Here is a 15,700-nt window from a genome sequence, read left to right as displayed (position 1 = left end):
GTTCGGCCAAAAGCAACTTCAACAAGCGAGCCGCCTCTTTATAATCAGGGGTTGGTGTGGTGATGAAATAACGCCTTACAAGGTATGCGGCAACAGGCGATGCGGGGTTATCGGCCGCAAAAAGAGCCGCTGTCTTAGCAGCCTGCGGTGGCGAAGCGTTCGCTATGGCCTCGCGAAACTGGTTCATCAGCTTGTTGTCTTTCGTTCCTTTTACCGTTAGCTCCTTCAGGTGCGAGGCATCACCCTCCATCTTTACGCTCTTTCCCGGCTGTGCAAAGATAGGTTGTTCAGAGAAATTGGGGAACACCATGACCAGCGTTCCTTCGTGTTCGCAAGGAATTTCGTAGACGAAACGGCCCGCTTCCAGCTTAATCGTGTCTATTCCGTCTATCAGTCCATTGGTGCTATACACATAAAACTCGCCGCGATTGATTTTAAGGAAATGGCCTTCCACCTCAAAGCGGTTGCCTTCCACCCCACAAGCAGTGAGTAACGGTGCGAGTACAGCCGCGGCAAGCATGGCCTTAGCAGGCTTAAAAGGCGAAGGGTTAACAACCTGCCAAACCATTTTCGCAAACTCTATCAGCGTTGTACACTTAAATGAAGTTGTCGTCATAGTGGTTTATGCAAATTGTTAACCCTTTACTCATCGTTCCCCGCATGGGGCGATGTGCATGATTACTTATTCAGTTTAGCAAACTCAAGGTCTACGGCGGCGCGTTGAGCCAGACGAGCATCCTTAGCGGTTGCCGCTTGCAGAGCAGTTGTTGCAGCTGCATTGTCACCTTGGCGTGCATAAGCAACGGCCATGAGATAGTCGGTAACGGCATCGGGGTGCTTAACGTTCTTCAAAGTGGCGAGTGCACCTTCGTAGTTCTTGTTCATCAGTTTGGCAAGAGCCGCCATGTTGCTCTCATAGCTGCTCAGGGTAGTTTCAGCAAGCGAGTAATTGCCCTTAGCGATGTTGAGTGCGCCCACAGCCTTGTTGATGTCGTTAGCTTGTTGAGCCTTAGCGATGAGTGTTTCGGCCTCAGAGATATTGCCCTCGTAGAGCGCAACCATACCCAAGTTGGCGTTAGCTTCTGCTGCATCGGGTGCAGTGGCCAGAGCCTTTTGGAAGTAGGTGCGAGCCTCAGCCAAGTTTCCAGCCTGCATAGCCAGCACGCCCAGGTTGTTGTAAGCGCGGTAGTCTTGGTCGTACAGTTCCGTTGCCTTCTTATAGATGTTGTTCTTTTCGGCGGGGTTGTCTGTAAGGGTTGCACTATAAAGGATCTCTTCCGAGCTGAGTTGCGTTGGGTCGGCGGCAAATTGTTCTTTAATTTGCTCGTCGCTGCGGCCAACAACCTCGTAATTGATGGTTAGGCGTGCGCGGCGCAGTTCGGGCAGGATGCCGGTAGCCAGTTCGCGGAAGCCTTCGCTCATGTTACGGATTTGGCGTTCGCGCTCTTCGGGATCCTTGTACATAGAGAGTACGCGCAAGATAACGTCCTTATCTTGGAGGTTGGAAGCTTGCACCAACTCTTGGAAACCATCCCAGTCTTGTGCCGTGTAACGAGCCTCAACAGCAGTCTGCATCTTGTTCTGTTTGAGTTGTCCCTTAACGTAGCCTTCACCAGTGGTCTGGCGTTTTGCAGCCAGCTTATCGTTGATAACGAAACCACCTTCGGGCGATGCGTAAGCGTTAACTTCCACGTTGCGCAAGTTAAGTTTTTCGCGGTCGGCGTTGATTTTCTTCAACATCTTGACGAATTCGGTCACCGAATTGTTCTTCAACTCGGTTTTGCGCAAGTTAGCCTGGTTGATGAGGAACTTGATGTTAGCCTCTTGCTTCTGCGCCTTGATGCGTTGGAAGCTGTCGGGAGCGATGCAAAGTCCATCGTTGGCCATAGCCTCGCGGTAGAGTTGCGATGTGGCCACCACGCCGTAAGAAACCTTCACGGCAGGCAAATCCACCTTTTTCTTTCCCATTCTAGCATCGAAAGTGAGGTAGAGGTCGCTCTTAATCATGTCTGGCACATAATTAAAGTCGGTTTTCATGGAGTAGCGTCCGCCCAATTTGTAGGGCACTTGCTGTCCGTTTGCCGTGGCTTTTTCGCCTTGGAAGGTAGCGCCTTCGCCGGTTGCCACTTGACCACCCGCGTACCGCAGTTCGGGGATGATCTTCACTACAGCTTTCTTCTTCATGTACTTGGCAGGGAAGTTGGCATCAATAGTAGCAGATACCAAACCGCCATTTGCTTCCAACGGAGTCGGTGTGACTTGGAAGTTGTCGGCAGAGAGTGGCCCAAGCTTTGAGCACGACGTCATTGCCAACGAAGAAAGCACTGATAACGTAAGGATTAGATTCTTATTCATAATAGATAAAGTGTTTAGAAGGTGTGCCGCGAGCGGGACTCGAACCCGCACAGCCATTACTGGCCAAGGGATTTTAAGTCCCTCGTGTCTACCAATTCCACCATTGCGGCATTCTATTTAGGCGGCCGTTTGGGGTTTGAGCGGAAAACGAGACTCGAACTCGCGACCCCAACCTTGGCAAGGTTGTGCTCTACCAACTGAGCTATTCCCGCATGATGATGGGTGCAAAGTTAGGCTTTTAGGTTGTAACAACCAAAGGATTTTACACAATTTAATACAATAGTGCTTTCTGCCATTCGTCACAAAACTCCTAAACAGAACATTTATTCGCGGCCGCCTCATTTCTGTTTTCTTTTACAACCGCCTATCGAGTGGGCATTGTGAGATAAAACTCCATTTATTAATTAAGGTGAAGGAATGGTGCGGCATTAGAAAAAACGACGAATTGTTAGGCAAAACACAATTCTCTTTGTTTAACATAAAGGAGGAAAGGATTGTAAAGGTGAAAGGATGGCTGCGCCCTTTAAAGGTGAAAGGGTGAAAAAGTGAAAAGGTGAAAGGGTGAAAAAGTGAAAAGGTGAAAAGAAGGCTGCGCACCAGTCTTGTTAACCCGTTAACTTGTCAACTCGCCAACTGACTAAGGTGAAAAAGTGAAAAGGTGAAAAGATGGCTGCGCCCTTTAAAGGTGAAGAGGTGAAAAATGGCTCCAACCACCAGCCTTGTCAACTTGTCAACTCGTCAACTTGAAAAGGCGGAAAAGGTCGCAATTCTATTGCAAACTACACAGATGATGAAACAAACACTTGCCAGTCGCCATCCTTCTCTCTGCGTTCGATATAGCCCTTTCGTGTCATTTGTGCCAGCTGTTTCTTTACTGCCGCCGTTACAATGCCAGCTTTCTTCGACAATTGTTCTATCGTTATGTCGGGTGTTTGTTGCATTGCCATTAGCATCGTACTGCTAGACGCACTGCGGAAAGTTATTTTTTGGCCATCGTACCACCATACGTTAGCCGACTGTTCTGTTGCAAAGCCGATGTTGTATTGCAACTCTTCTGCTACCATCGCCTTGAAGTATTTAAGAAAACGCCTAATTTGTGCAAGACTGGCATGTGCACCTGCTGATGGTGAAGAACCTACGTCAACATCCGCATCGTGTAAGGCGTCGAGGTATTCGTTCTTGTTGCGATTGCGAACCACCACCATCGGCCAGCCGTGCCGTGCAAGGATATAGTTTACCAACAGTCGGGCAATACGCCCGTTACCATCTTCGAAAGGGTGAATGCGAATATAACGATAATGGAAAAGAGCCGCCAGTTCTACGGGCGACATCACCCCTTCGGCCTCCATGGCATTATACCAGTCCACCAAATCTGCCATTAATGCTGGGGTTTCTTCGGGCGAGGCATAATCGAAACGTTCGCCATAACGTGTAATTACGCTATTGGGGCGCGTTTTATATCTGCCTGCGTGGATGGTAAAGCTTGTTTGGCTGCCGTCTGGCAATTGGCGATGCGTGGTATAATCTTCTCGTAGTAGCACATGATGAAGTTGCCGAATGAAATTCTGTGTTAAAGCGGTGCGCGCTTTCATTTCATCTTCTAGCATCTTTACGCTTGCCAAACTGGCTTTCATGTCCACAAAGTCTTTCAGCTTGCCTTCGCCGCTTACCTTTCCAAACAGCAACAAAAGCTCTGTTTGGCCGTACGTAAGCGTATTGCCTTCTATGTGGTTGCTGTTGTAATTATACTCCACAGTAAACCGTTGGCTAAGCAAAAACTGCTTGCGCTCGTTAAGCGGTTGAAGCGCTTTCCACTTGTCATACAATGCTTGCAACTTATCCATAACGCTAAAAAATATACGTTCAAAGGTGGCCATTGGCTACCTTTAAAGGTTGTTTCTGGTTGACAAGTTAACGGGTTGACGAGTTAACAAGTCTGATTTTCCTGCTTTTTTTATGCTCATGCCGACTTAACGAAACAGGCTTTCCTCACGTGTTTCTGGGCACAAACTGCATTTCGCGCATTCGCAAAGCGTAATGTGCAAAGGGCATTTGCTGTGGGCAATGGCACGCGAGTGTTGATACAAAGATACAATAATATTGTGATGGCGCGCAAAAACCTTAGGCTATTGTTGCGTTGTACCCGAAATATTTAGCATCTGTTGTTGCAAAACGAACAATAGGTTAAGCGGTTTAACCCCACAAATGCGCTATCTTATGCACTCCATTTCCTGCTAACCCACATCAGCACGAAATAAAGTAGCGCGCCAGAGATTAGTCCGGCAAAGGCATCGATGGCGTAATGGGCCATGATATACACAGTGGAGAAACACATCAGCACGAAGAAAGGGAGCAAACAGAACACCAAACGGCGGTTGCGTGTGTGCCAAGCAAGGAGCATAATGACGGTGCTGATGCCTACATGACTGCTGGGGAATGCAGCCGTAGGGCGTTCGCCCGCCTCGTGAGCGTGCTCCACCATCTGATAGAATATGCCATTGGCATAGCCAGGACTGGTAAGTCGTTCGCTGTGCAGGTTGAAGTAGTCGCCAACGTTGGGAAAAATGCCCATCGCAATCTTTTCCATGCCCACGGCAGGATAGTAATATTGCGGACCCGTTACGGGCAAGGCCACGAACACCACGTAATAGATGAAGAAGGCGGCGATAAGTACGAACGACGCTCTTTCGAACTCGGCGTAACGGCAAAAGAAGTAAAACAGCGTTACGGCCAATATCATGGGGAAGTAAGAGGCGTAGCCCATGTCCATCAATTCGCTAAACCAAGCGGAAGGCATGGCATCGCAAAACACCAGCGCAGGTTGAAAACCAAACACCGATTGTTCGGCTTGCGCAAACACATGGTCGAGGTTGGGCAGTATGCGGTTAAGCTCGTAGGTGTCGGGATACCACCAAGAAAGCAAGTAAAGCTGTGCCACAACGCGCGTTAGTTTGGTGAACCGACAAGGCACAAGGCGGTAAACAACCCACAATGCAACGATGATGATGCCGATGCGAACGCGTCCCCATATCATGGATTCGGGGTTGGCAAGTTTGGTGTAAGTGAAGAACACCATGAGCAGCGTTAGTGCCATGTAAGCCAGCACAACCCATTCTAGTGCCATCAGCCCCTTTTTGGGCGACTTCTCTATTGCGAAGAGTGATTTGATGAAGTTCATTGTTGTGTAGATGCAGTTACAACCAACCGTTCTCCTTATACCATTTTACGGTTAGCGCGGTACCCTCTTCGAGGTTCACTTGGGCGTGATAGCCCAGCTCGTCCATCGTCGGCTCGATGTTACACCGCCAGTTGCGTTGTTTCAAGATGTGGTATTTGTCGTTGTTGAGTGCCGAAATGCGCCCTGTGGCTCGGCCGATGTACTCGCCAAAGAACGTAACCACGCGCAAGAACCATACGGGCGCCTTGATGCGTAACATCCAAGGCTTGCCCAAATTGCGGTGGATCAGGTCGCTGAAATCGTACGAACGATACACGCCGCCGTCGCTAAGGAAATATTTTCGGCCGCTCATACCGTGGTCGAGAGCCAAGAAAACGGCCTGAACCACATCCTGTACATACACAAATGTGATGTCTTGCGGTTTGTATCCCACGGCAAAGTCGATGTGTTGCTTGATGCTTTTGGCCATGAGGAAGTAGTCTTTCTCGCGCGGACCGTACACGCCGGTGGGTCTTAGCACGATGTAAGGCAACACTACATCGGTTATTTCGCCGTCTTCGTTCTTGGGATTTAGCGAGTCTAGGTATTGTTCAGCCAACAACTTACTGTGTCCGTAGGCCGTGTTAGGCATGGGTTGGTCGGTTTCTTGTATTTCTTCGTAAGGCTGCTGCTCGCGTACAGGACCGAAAACGCTGAGCGAAGAGATGAACACAAAGCGTTTAAGCGGCATTTTCAAGTCTATCACAGCATTGGCCAAGTTCTTCGTTCCCTCAGTGTTTACTCGGTAGAAGTCGTTGCGATGCAGGCATTTGGTTGCTCCCGCAGCATGCACCACGTAGTCGAAATGGTGCCCGCCGAGTTGGCTTTTCAGTCGTTCGGCATTGCCCAAATCAAGCTCCACGAAACGAATGCGCTTATCTTGAAGGTATTCTTTGGAACTGCTTTTCCTTACGGCAGCCCACACTTCCATACCTCTGTTAAGGGCTTCTTCTACGATAAAGCTCCCAATAAACCCGCTTGCGCCTGTAACAAGTATTTTGTCCATAGTCGATAATTGTTCTTTTCTTAGTTAACTAGTTAACGGATTATCGGTTGCAATAGCCGTCTACAAGTTAACCATTGGCTTAGCCAAAACGTATGGAATGTTTGCCGATTTCGGCCCTCATCCCTCGCATTAAAATGCAAAGATACCACAGATTTTTTACAAAAACGAAAGGTGGAGCGGGATTTATTTGCGTATGTTGTAAGTATATAACATGGTTTTATGTTTTGTTTGTGCTTGTCGGCGGCACTGCCATCACGTTTCGTTTGTGAAAAACATCTTTAATAATGAAGTAGTCTTGACTTTAAAAATTTCTATAACTTGAGAGGAGTGCACCACAAGTCAACTCACTGGCTTATAAACTCACGAAAGCCGAACAACTCACGAAGGCATCAACTCGCGAACTTACCAACCCACCAACTTATCAACTCAAAACCTTAAATCATTATCTTTTATTTTACAATATCGCTCTAAATTTCGCTTCGTTCTAGCGAAAATATAGGCTAAAAAGTAGGCAAATTACTACTATTTCTAGGTTTTCTCGCCTTCCGCCTTGTCTATTTTTAAGCTTAGAACCTGCATTTTGCACCATTTTGCCTTTCTAGTTTGGTTGCCAACTCATAATTTCTCAAGCCCAATTACCCACTTTTAGCCCCTAAAACCTCCACTTTTAATGCCTGTTTTACCCTTTTTGACCCTGTTTTTAACGGCTCTGAAAGGTTTTGTTTATACAATTTCAGTGGATATTTATGCTTTTCGTCTTACGTTTAGCGGCATTTTGCACCGCATTTTGTACCATTTTACCTTGCGTTTAGCATCAAAACGCACTCCGTTTTGGTGCAAAACGGAGTGCATTTAGCGGCATATTGCACTGCGTTTTGCTGCAAATTGCAGTACATTTAGCCGCAAATAGCCCCAAGCGTGGCGCAAATGGCGGTCTTTTTAAATAAATATTCATTTCGCTGTATTCACATCCTAACCCCTTTTTGCATCAAAATAAACCTTCGCGAGAATCGATTTTTTGCGACGAGGTGGGCGGTTGGTGGGTAAAAAGGGTACTCATTGTGTTAAAATTATTGCTGAAAAGTTGACAGATTTTGACAAGTTGGCAAGTTGGCAAATTGACGAGTAGACGAGTGGATAAATGAACGGGGTAATCGTTCAGCACTTCGTATTGTGACCTAGATACGTCCTTTTTGACATAAGAACATAAGTAGGTGGTTCTGATAGTAACTTCAACGTAGATCTAAATAGGTCCTTTTTGACATAAGAACATAAGAGACATAAAAAAGTGCGTTTTACTTTCTCCTCATTATGCGCCGCAGGGAAGATGCTTTCAACTTGTAAAGAGTGTATTGAAAAAACTCCCGCCAGGCCACCTTTTTTGAGGATAGCCATATTTTGTTGCAGGCGAATGGGGCAGAATTTCAGATTTCGTCACATCTTTGTTCAGCACTTCGTACGTGAGTGGAGCGTTTATCTTGGTTTTACGGCACAAAGACATAAACTCCTCTCAATTTGTAGAAAAGATTAAAAGTCAACACAACTTTAATACATGATGTTTGTTTGCTTTTTCTCTTTCGCAAGTTTTCTTGGCTCGTACATTTGCCTATTTGTTGGCTTTTCTTTAATTTTGCGCAAAGGAATGGTTAATCGTAAGGCATGCGATGAACTATGTTACATTAAAAGGAAGAAAGATTATGAGGCAAGAGAGAAGAACTAAATCGGTGTTGAAACAATATGCCGAGCAACGTAAGCTGATGTACTCCATTGTCTTAGCTTGTGCCATCATCCTGATGTGTTGCTATCTGGGCTATTGCTTTGGGCGTGATTGCGCAATAAGAGATAACGCAAAAGAAAGCTCCGCCACTATGGAAAGACAATAAAAATAGAGGCTGCCTCTACTGGTTGATATTGAGCAATAAGGACTATCTCTTTTGGAGTGAGGCAAAATTTTATGACCCTTGCCCCGAGATGAGTTCTTTATATATTGCACAATTAGTCTTAGCGAGTCTTCAAAATGGAACGGCTATCTCTGTGTTGCAGTTTCATTTTTCGTGACTATGCACCCTAGCTGCAAGGCAAAACCACGGTGTTTTTCCATATTATTCTGTTGAAAGCAGCCGCATTTTTTGCACTTCGTTTTTGAAGTACAATCTATATCCATTGATATTTTGCCCTTTTTCCCCTCTTTCTTCGCCATCTTTCGTCTGTTCTGGATTACTTGTTTCCTGTTCTTAAACTATCTAAATTCTTCTGTATTAGATATTTTTATGTCAAAATGTTTTGTTGGGACGAATAATATTCGTATATTAGCATCGTAAAAAGAAGACCGTTTCAGATTGGCTTTAAGGGGTGGTGCCGGCATGCTTGTGCGCGCCATTCTGAGGCTGAGATGGTTGCGAACGGCTACGTTGCTAATCCCAGCATCATTGCCAATGTTGGTTTTTGCAAGCTTGGCGCACTGCTAAGGCATGGTGTCCTGATTGTGGTTGTTGATGTGCGCCGTGCAAGCTCTCGCGTTGGAACAAGGCCTGATGGCTCTCTGCAAGGGAACGTGGCTCGGTAATCGCACTTTTTACGGTGAACGCATGATGTGTGTGAATGCAACTATTCGTTCATCAGCTATCTCTCTCTATTGTTTAATTAGCCCCAGGAGTTAACAGGTTACTTCTGGGGCACACTTTTCTTTAAAGGTGAAAAATTGAAAAGGTGAAAAGGTGAAAAGATGGCTGCGCCTTTTAAAGGTGAAAGGGTGAAAAGGTGAAAAAATGGCTAACGCCGCTTAAAGGTGAAAGGGTGAAAAGATGGCTAACGCCTTTAAAGGTGTCTAGCGGTTTCTAGGTTTCTAGTTCATTCTAGCTTTCGGACAAGTCAGACTGGTCAGACTGGTCAGACAAGTCAGACTGGTCAGTCTGGTCAGTCTGGTCAGACTTATCCTATTAGCCTAACATCACCAATACATTTGGCTTCTCTCCTTAACTCCTCAAAGTTTAAAAGCATTTGGCTTAACTCCTTAACTCCTTTAACTTGTCAACTCGTCAACTGACAAAGTTGAAAGGCATTTGGCTTAACTCCTTAACTCCTTAACTCCTTTAACTCCCCCTACTCCCTCATCAACTTCTTTCTGAAAATCTTTAAGGTTGACGTCAGATAGTTCTTAACCGTTTGTGAGGATAGGTTCAGCGATTCGGCAATTTCTTGGATAGGCATATTCTCTTCTCTGCTCATCTCGTATATCTGACAAGCACGCTTAGAGAGCAGACCTTTCGTCTGTTGCAGTCGGTTTTTAAACTCTTCGTAGTCAAGTTGTTCTTCGGGCGTAGGCAATAAAGAAAGCTTATTACACGATTGGCGATAGTCCTCAAAATCAATCTGCCTGATTTGCTTTCTGAAACCATCAATTATCAGATTTCTAGCGATGGTGAATAATAAGGCATGCACATTTCCATAACAATCCAATTGTCCTCGTGTGTTCCACAATTTCAAGAACGTTTCTTGCACAATGTCTTCCGAAAGCACGCTATTCCTTGTTTGCACCAAAGCAAAGCTGTATAGCTTGTTTGCATAGTGCGTATACAAATCGGAGAAAGCCTCATAAGAACCTTCCTTTAACAGCGCGATATATTCTTCATAATTGTCTTTCATGGGAAAAGGAAATAAGGTCTTTCAACAAGGCGGAACGAAATACGTAGATGTAACGAATGGAGCCGTTGCTTAAAGCCTTGCAGCAATTTACGCCTAACTCCGTTTAACGCTACTAATGGCAACGAAAGGTCCTCGGCCATCAAGCCCCGCAATGTTCCACTTGATGTTCGAGCCACTCCGTATTGAAGTTGCTCAAAATTCGCCTGAGACAACCGCTCCGACGAATACCGCCGACATAGTTCAACAATTCGTTTCACCATAAAATGCTAACATCTACAATAATAGATACGCAAAAACACCAACGCAATACCTTAATATAACTTTCATTAACGTACGAACCGATTTATATCAATGGGCATTATCCAGCCAGCAGGTGCAAATGTGCAGCACCGTATCGCAAATTTAGTGATAAAATTTGAGCGTGCCATGCCTTTTACTTATCTTTGCATTGGTAACCTATCTGGCTTTGGGAGTTTGGGGGAAATAGGCTTGCAACCCATTTCCTTGCCTTCCTTTACAATAATGGCCTGTAACCAAAAGGCAATAAAGAGCCCACGACTTTGCCAAAAGTAGGGGCGAAACCAACCACAGACGGACGACTGATAAAAATCAACGCAAATGAACATAGCTGTATTTTGTTCGGCTAATGCCGACATCGACCCACGCTTTTTCAAGGCTACCGCTGCCTTGGGGCGTTGGTGTGCCGAGAATGGACACGTTGTACTTTTCGGCGGAACGAACCTAGGACTGATGGAATGCGTGGCTAAGGCGGCGCACGAGGCGGGCGGACGCGTGGTGGGCGTTGTGCCTAAGTTCGTGGAAGAGGGCGGAAAGGTGTCGACATACCTGGATGAGGTGTACCGTTGCGAGAACCTTACCGACCGAAAAGAGATGCTCAACACGCTGTGCGACGTGGCTATCGCATTGCCGGGCGGTGTGGGAACGCTCGATGAGGTGTTTACGCTAGCTGCCGCAAATACCGTTGGCTATCGCCACCAACGCGTTATACTGTATAATATGGAGGGCTTTTGGGACACGCTTGTGGCTCTGCTCGACAACCTAGAACGACAAGGCATGATTCGCGGCAACTATCGCAGCCGTATATCAGTGGTAAATAACCTCGACGAGCTGGAAGAGGATTTAAAGGTGAAAGAGTGAAAAGGTGAAAGGGTGAAAAGATGGCTGACGCCTTTTAAAGGTGAAAGAGTGAAAGGGTGAAAAGAAGGCTGACGCCCTTTAAAGGTGAAAGAGTGAAAAGGTGAAAGGAAGGCTACGCCCACCACTCTTGTCAACTTGTTAACTTGTCAACTGACTAAGGTGAAAAGGTGCAACCGTCTTTATTATTGCTATTGGACAAGTTAAGGAGTTGGCAAGCGAGCAAGGCGCAGCCATCTTTTCACCTTTTCACCTTTTCACCCTTTCACCCTTTCACCTTTTCACCTTTATAAGCCTTTTCGCCCTTAACCAAAAAGCCGCCCTCACAATACAGCGAGGGCGGCCATTTATTATCTCTTCTTAAGCTAGAAGCAATTACTGGATAGCTTCCGTCAGTTCTGCACCAGCCTTAAACTTAGCAACCTTCTTGGCCGCGATAGTAATCTTCTCTTTCGTTGCTGGGTTAACACCACCATGTGCGGGGCGTTCGTTAACACTGAATGTGCCGAAGCCAACCAGCTGAACCTTGTCGCCTTTCACAAGAGCATCCTTAATTGCTGCAACTGTTGCGTCTAACGCCTTCTTCGAGTCAGCTTTGCTCAAGCCAGAGCCTGCTGCGATTTTGTCAATCAAATCTGTTTTGTTCATATAACTTTGAATTATAAAAGTGATAAATGTATATGCGTTATCTCAGAACTGGGAACAAATATAGGCCTTTACTTTCAGAAATCAAACGAAAAGGAAAAAAAAGTGAAGTTTTTTTTGAAAAATTGTCGTTCCGTAGGGCTTTTTATGCGCATTAACAGATATTTTTAGTACTTTTGCCCATGTTATAACATTTCAAACAAAGCATATCATTAATGGGCAACATACCTACAATTACCAAGAATTTGCTTATCATCAACGTGCTAGCTTTCTTGGCCACGTTAGTCATCCAGAGCAGTTCGGGCATCGATCTCAACAACATACTCGGCCTCCACTTTTTCAGAGCGTCCGAGTTCCGCATTTACCAACTCGTAACGTACATGTTCATGCATGGCGGTTTCGCGCACTTGTTCTTCAACATGTTTGCCTTGTGGATGTTCGGTGTGGTGGTCGAAGGCGTATGGGGGCCGCGCAAGTTCCTCTTTTATTATATAGCCTGCGGCATCGGTGCAGGCTTGATGCAAGAGTTGGCACAGTTTGTAGAGATTTACTTGCAACTCAACGCGCAAGCCCCCTTGGGCGTGGGCGATGCCTTCGTTGTAATGGGGCAATTGGCCAACCAGCTTAACGGACTTACCACCGTTGGTGCATCGGGAGCCATCTATGCCATCCTCTTGGCCTTCGGAATGATATTCCCCGAGAACAAAATATTCATCTTCCCCATCCCCATCCCCATCAAAGCCAAATGGTTTGTTATGGGTTACGCCGCATTAGAGCTTTACCAGGCCATGGCCGGAACGGGCGGAAACGTGGCACACTTGGCTCACTTGGGCGGAATGATATTCGGTTTCTTCATGATACGCTACTGGCAACGGCATCCTTCGCACAACTTTTCGCAGCGAAGGGGCACCAACGCCTTCGAACGAATGAAGAATTTCTACGAAAAACACCACCAACCCACACCCGAAAGCCCACGCGAAGAAACGCGCGCCGAAAGCGACTGGGACTATAACGCGCGCCGAAAGGCCGAACAAGACGAGGTGGACCGTATCTTAGACAAGATACGCAAGAGTGGTTACGACAGTCTTACGCGCGAAGAAAAGCAACGGCTCTTCGACCAAAGCAAACGCCAATAAGCTAGGCTAAGATGCAGGCAAAAGTAAAAAAATGGATTGTGCAGCTTGCCAGTGGTGCCAACGTGGCCACCATCTTGGTCATGCTTGCCGTAGGATATAGCGACAGGCTAAACCCCGCCAGCCATCCGCTGATGGCCACGCTGGGCTTGGCCTTTCCCGTGTTCCTAACCATCAATGCTGCGTTCTTAGTGTTTTGGGCTTTCTTCAAGCTGCGCCGAACGCTCATCCCACTGATTGGGTTCGTGGCTTGTTTCGGTCCCGTGCGCACGTACATACCATTAAATGTAAACAGCAACGCCACCGATAGCTGTCTTAAAGTGCTATCTTACAACACCTTTATGTGGGGCGGCATCGAGGCCACAGAGCCACAACGCTGGGAAATGCTGAACTATGTGAAGGAGAAAGATGCCGACATACTATGCCTACAAGAGGCAAATCTGGGCGGAAAGTTCCAAACAACCATCGACTCGTTGCTCAACAGCATCTACCCTTATCACGACATAAAGGAGAAAACCACCATCTACGACCGCCTAGCCATATACAGCAAGTACCCCATTGTGCGCTCAGAACGCTTGATGTACCCCCAAAGCGAAGATTTCAGTCAGGCTTGTTGGGTGGCCATGCCGGGCGATACGGTGCTGGTTATCAACAACCACTTTGCCACAACGGGCCTAACCGAAGCCCAACGACAAGAATTTAAGAGCATGCTCAAAGGCGACTTGCGCACCAAACAGATGCCCAGCCTAGGCAAAAGTCTGGTGCACAAGCTGGGCGAATACGCCAAAATACGCGCTCCGCAGGTGCAATTCGTGGCCCAATTCGTACGCAAGCGCAAGGGACAAAGCATCATTCTCTGCGGCGACTTCAACGACAGCCCCATCTCTTACGCCCACCGTTGCATGGCAAAAGAGCTAACCGACTGCTATGTTGCCAGCGGAAACGGCCCCGGCATAAGCTATCACCGCAACGCCTTCTACGTACGCATCGACAACATCATGTGCAGCGACGACTGGCAGCCGCTTAAATGTGTTGTAGAGAACAAAGTGAAAACATCCGACCACTACCCCATCTTTTGTCTGCTGCAAAAACTTCGCAAATAGGCAAAAAATGATAATATACAGAGCTAACTGTTTACTAATATCAGAAAAATCAGTAACTTTGCAGGGTTGTATGGTAACAGAAAAACAATAAAACAAAAATAAAGTAACAATGCAAAACAAAGGTATCGTAATTGTAACTGCCGTCTTGCTGACGCTTGCAAGTATCTTCTACCTGTCTTTTTCGGTGGCAACCCGTTACTACGACGGGAAGGCAGCCGAGCTGAAAGACCCCATTGCCCAACAAGATTACAAGGACTCCGTGAAGTATCTTGGCATCTACAGCTACCAAAGGTGTTTGGAAACACAAATTGGTTTGGGCTTGGACCTCAAAGGAGGTATGAACGTTATTCTTGAAATCAGCGTGCCCGACGTTATCGAGACACTGGCAGACCACAAGACCGACGCGGCTTTCACAAAGTCGCTAGAACAGGCTAAGAAAGAAGAAGAAACTAGCCAGAGCGACTTTATTTCGCTTTTCATCAAGTACTACAAACAAAACGCACCCGGCCACAAACTCGCCGAACTCTTCGCCACGCAACAGCTGCAAGGCAAGGTCTCGCCACAAAGCAGCGATGCCGAAGTAGAGAAAGTGCTGAGGACGGAAGTGCAAGCGGCCATCGACAACTCGTTCAACGTGGTGCGTACGCGTATCGACAAGTTCGGAGTGGTGCAACCCAACATACAGAAACTCGAAGGACAAGAAGGCCGCATCATGGTTGAAATGCCTGGCGTGCGCGAACCCGAACGCGTCCGTAAGCTTTTGCAGGGTTCGGCCAACCTCGAATTCTGGGAAACATTCAACGCATCCGAGATTGTTCCTTATCTTACACAGCTTAATGCACGACTGGCCAGCGAACAAAACGGCACCGACACCGCTGCCGTAGACACCGCCAACGCCAGGGCCAAGGCCGAACAAGAGGTGGCTAAGGCCAAAAACGAGCAACCTAAGTTTAAGCTAAACACGGGCGACGACAAGAAAACCGACGTGGCACAACGCGCCAACGATGCCCAAACGGCTGCCGCCATCAAGGCCAATCCGCTGTTCTCGCGCCTGCAACCCACTGGCGGAAACTCGCTAAGCATTGTGGGATATGCCAACATTCGCGACACTGCTGCCATCAATAAGCTTATTTATGGCCCCGTTGCCAAACAGGTTCTGCCTCCCGACCTTAAACTGCTGTGGAGTGCAAAGCCCGCCGACCAGGCAAAGATGAAGAACATCTACGAGCTACATGCCATCAAAGTAACCTCCACCAATGGCCGTGCGCCAATCGAAGGCGACGTTGTTACCGATGCCAGCGACGAGTTTAACCACACAACTGGCGCACCCCAAGTGAACATGCGCATGAACAGCGACGGTGCACGCCGTTGGGCTGCACTCACAAAGGCCAACGTTGGCAAGGCCATTGCCATCGTTTTGGACAACGCTGTGTACAGCGCG

General features: G+C 47.2%; 12 protein-coding genes and 2 tRNA genes. 5 read left to right on the top strand and 9 right to left on the bottom strand.

Annotation, left to right across the window (positions count from 1 at the left end; genetic code table 11):
• From BN93_RS01510 to BN93_RS01480, 7 genes are all read right to left on the bottom strand, one after another.
• Nucleotides 1-616, bottom strand: a 616-nt coding sequence (locus tag BN93_RS01510) for a DUF4369 domain-containing protein (RefSeq protein WP_157462613.1), incomplete at its 3' end; no start/stop codon positions are given.
• Between the two features lie 62 nt (nucleotides 617-678).
• Entirely contained in the window at nucleotides 679-2,355 is a 1,677-nt protein-coding gene (locus BN93_RS01505; RefSeq protein WP_009230829.1) for a tetratricopeptide repeat protein, read from the bottom strand.
• A gap of 24 nt (nucleotides 2,356-2,379) precedes the next feature.
• A tRNA-Leu gene (locus tag BN93_RS01500) sits at nucleotides 2,380-2,465 on the bottom strand.
• A 29-nt stretch (nucleotides 2,466-2,494) separates the two neighbouring features.
• Nucleotides 2,495-2,567, bottom strand: a tRNA-Gly gene (locus BN93_RS01495).
• 567 nt (nucleotides 2,568-3,134) lie between these two features.
• Nucleotides 3,135-4,199 (bottom strand): Fic family protein, encoded by a 1,065-nt coding sequence (locus BN93_RS01490; RefSeq protein ID WP_044259535.1) that lies wholly within the window; start codon nucleotides 4,197-4,199, stop codon nucleotides 3,135-3,137.
• A 371-nt stretch (nucleotides 4,200-4,570) separates the two neighbouring features.
• On the bottom strand, nucleotides 4,571-5,533 hold the full coding sequence (locus BN93_RS01485; protein ID WP_019186587.1) for a phosphatase PAP2 family protein: 963 nt from the start codon (nucleotides 5,531-5,533) through the stop codon (nucleotides 4,571-4,573).
• Nucleotides 5,534-5,549: 16 nt separating this feature from the next.
• A complete protein-coding gene (locus BN93_RS01480) occupies nucleotides 5,550-6,578 on the bottom strand; it encodes an NAD-dependent epimerase/dehydratase family protein (RefSeq protein ID WP_009230826.1) in 1,029 nt (342 codons plus the stop codon).
• A gap of 1,697 nt (nucleotides 6,579-8,275) precedes the next feature.
• Between BN93_RS01480 and BN93_RS17275 the strand changes: the two genes are divergently transcribed.
• Entirely contained in the window at nucleotides 8,276-8,461 is a 186-nt protein-coding gene (locus BN93_RS17275) for a hypothetical protein (RefSeq protein ID WP_157462588.1), read from the top strand.
• Between the two features lie 1,219 nt (nucleotides 8,462-9,680).
• On the opposite strand, the gene BN93_RS01475 is transcribed toward BN93_RS17275, so the two are convergent.
• Nucleotides 9,681-10,223: an RNA polymerase sigma factor gene (locus tag BN93_RS01475; RefSeq protein ID WP_019186583.1), complete on the bottom strand. Its 543-nt coding sequence runs from the start codon at nucleotides 10,221-10,223 to the stop codon at nucleotides 9,681-9,683.
• A 618-nt stretch (nucleotides 10,224-10,841) separates the two neighbouring features.
• Here BN93_RS01475 and BN93_RS01465 point away from each other — a divergent pair.
• Nucleotides 10,842-11,381, top strand: a complete 540-nt coding sequence (locus BN93_RS01465) for an LOG family protein (protein WP_019186581.1) — start codon at nucleotides 10,842-10,844, stop codon at nucleotides 11,379-11,381.
• Nucleotides 11,382-11,753: 372 nt separating this feature from the next.
• On the opposite strand, the gene BN93_RS01460 is transcribed toward BN93_RS01465, so the two are convergent.
• The gene (locus BN93_RS01460) at nucleotides 11,754-12,026 is read right to left on the bottom strand and encodes an HU family DNA-binding protein (protein WP_019186580.1); all 273 of its coding nucleotides are present in this window, start codon (nucleotides 12,024-12,026) and stop codon (nucleotides 11,754-11,756) included.
• Nucleotides 12,027-12,238: 212 nt separating this feature from the next.
• On the opposite strand from BN93_RS01460, the gene BN93_RS01455 reads away from it, so the two are divergent.
• The 3 genes from BN93_RS01455 to BN93_RS01445 form a co-directional block, all read left to right on the top strand.
• Entirely contained in the window at nucleotides 12,239-13,159 is a 921-nt protein-coding gene (locus BN93_RS01455; RefSeq protein WP_019186579.1) for a rhomboid family intramembrane serine protease, read from the top strand.
• Between the two features lie 11 nt (nucleotides 13,160-13,170).
• A complete protein-coding gene (locus tag BN93_RS01450) occupies nucleotides 13,171-14,259 on the top strand; it encodes an endonuclease/exonuclease/phosphatase family protein (protein WP_019186578.1) in 1,089 nt (362 codons plus the stop codon).
• Nucleotides 14,260-14,368: 109 nt separating this feature from the next.
• Nucleotides 14,369-15,700, top strand: a 1,332-nt coding sequence (locus BN93_RS01445; RefSeq protein WP_044259378.1) for a SecDF P1 head subdomain-containing protein, incomplete at its 3' end; no start/stop codon positions are given.

The sequence above is a fragment of the Prevotella conceptionensis 9403948 genome, from assembly GCF_000312305.1.
In the GTDB taxonomy this organism is placed as follows: domain Bacteria; phylum Bacteroidota; class Bacteroidia; order Bacteroidales; family Bacteroidaceae; genus Prevotella; species Prevotella conceptionensis.
This window is presented reverse-complemented; position numbering and strand designations above follow the sequence as displayed.

Excerpts from the sequence above, each read along its gene's own strand:
- BN93_RS01505 (WP_009230829.1), bottom strand. The coding sequence starts at position 2,355 with ATGAATAAGAATCTAATCCTTACGTTATCAGTGCTTTCTTCGTTGGCA.
- BN93_RS01490 (WP_044259535.1), bottom strand. The coding sequence starts at position 4,199 with ATGGATAAGTTGCAAGCATTGTATGACAAGTGGAAAGCGCTTCAACCG.
- BN93_RS01485 (WP_019186587.1), bottom strand. The coding sequence starts at position 5,533 with ATGAACTTCATCAAATCACTCTTCGCAATAGAGAAGTCGCCCAAAAAG.
- BN93_RS01480 (WP_009230826.1), bottom strand. The coding sequence starts at position 6,578 with ATGGACAAAATACTTGTTACAGGCGCAAGCGGGTTTATTGGGAGCTTT.
- BN93_RS17275 (WP_157462588.1), top strand. The coding sequence starts at position 8,276 with ATGAGGCAAGAGAGAAGAACTAAATCGGTGTTGAAACAATATGCCGAG.
- BN93_RS01475 (WP_019186583.1), bottom strand. The coding sequence starts at position 10,223 with ATGAAAGACAATTATGAAGAATATATCGCGCTGTTAAAGGAAGGTTCT.
- BN93_RS01465 (WP_019186581.1), top strand. The coding sequence starts at position 10,842 with ATGAACATAGCTGTATTTTGTTCGGCTAATGCCGACATCGACCCACGC.
- BN93_RS01460 (WP_019186580.1), bottom strand. The coding sequence starts at position 12,026 with ATGAACAAAACAGATTTGATTGACAAAATCGCAGCAGGCTCTGGCTTG.
- BN93_RS01455 (WP_019186579.1), top strand. The coding sequence starts at position 12,239 with ATGGGCAACATACCTACAATTACCAAGAATTTGCTTATCATCAACGTG.
- BN93_RS01450 (WP_019186578.1), top strand. The coding sequence starts at position 13,171 with ATGCAGGCAAAAGTAAAAAAATGGATTGTGCAGCTTGCCAGTGGTGCC.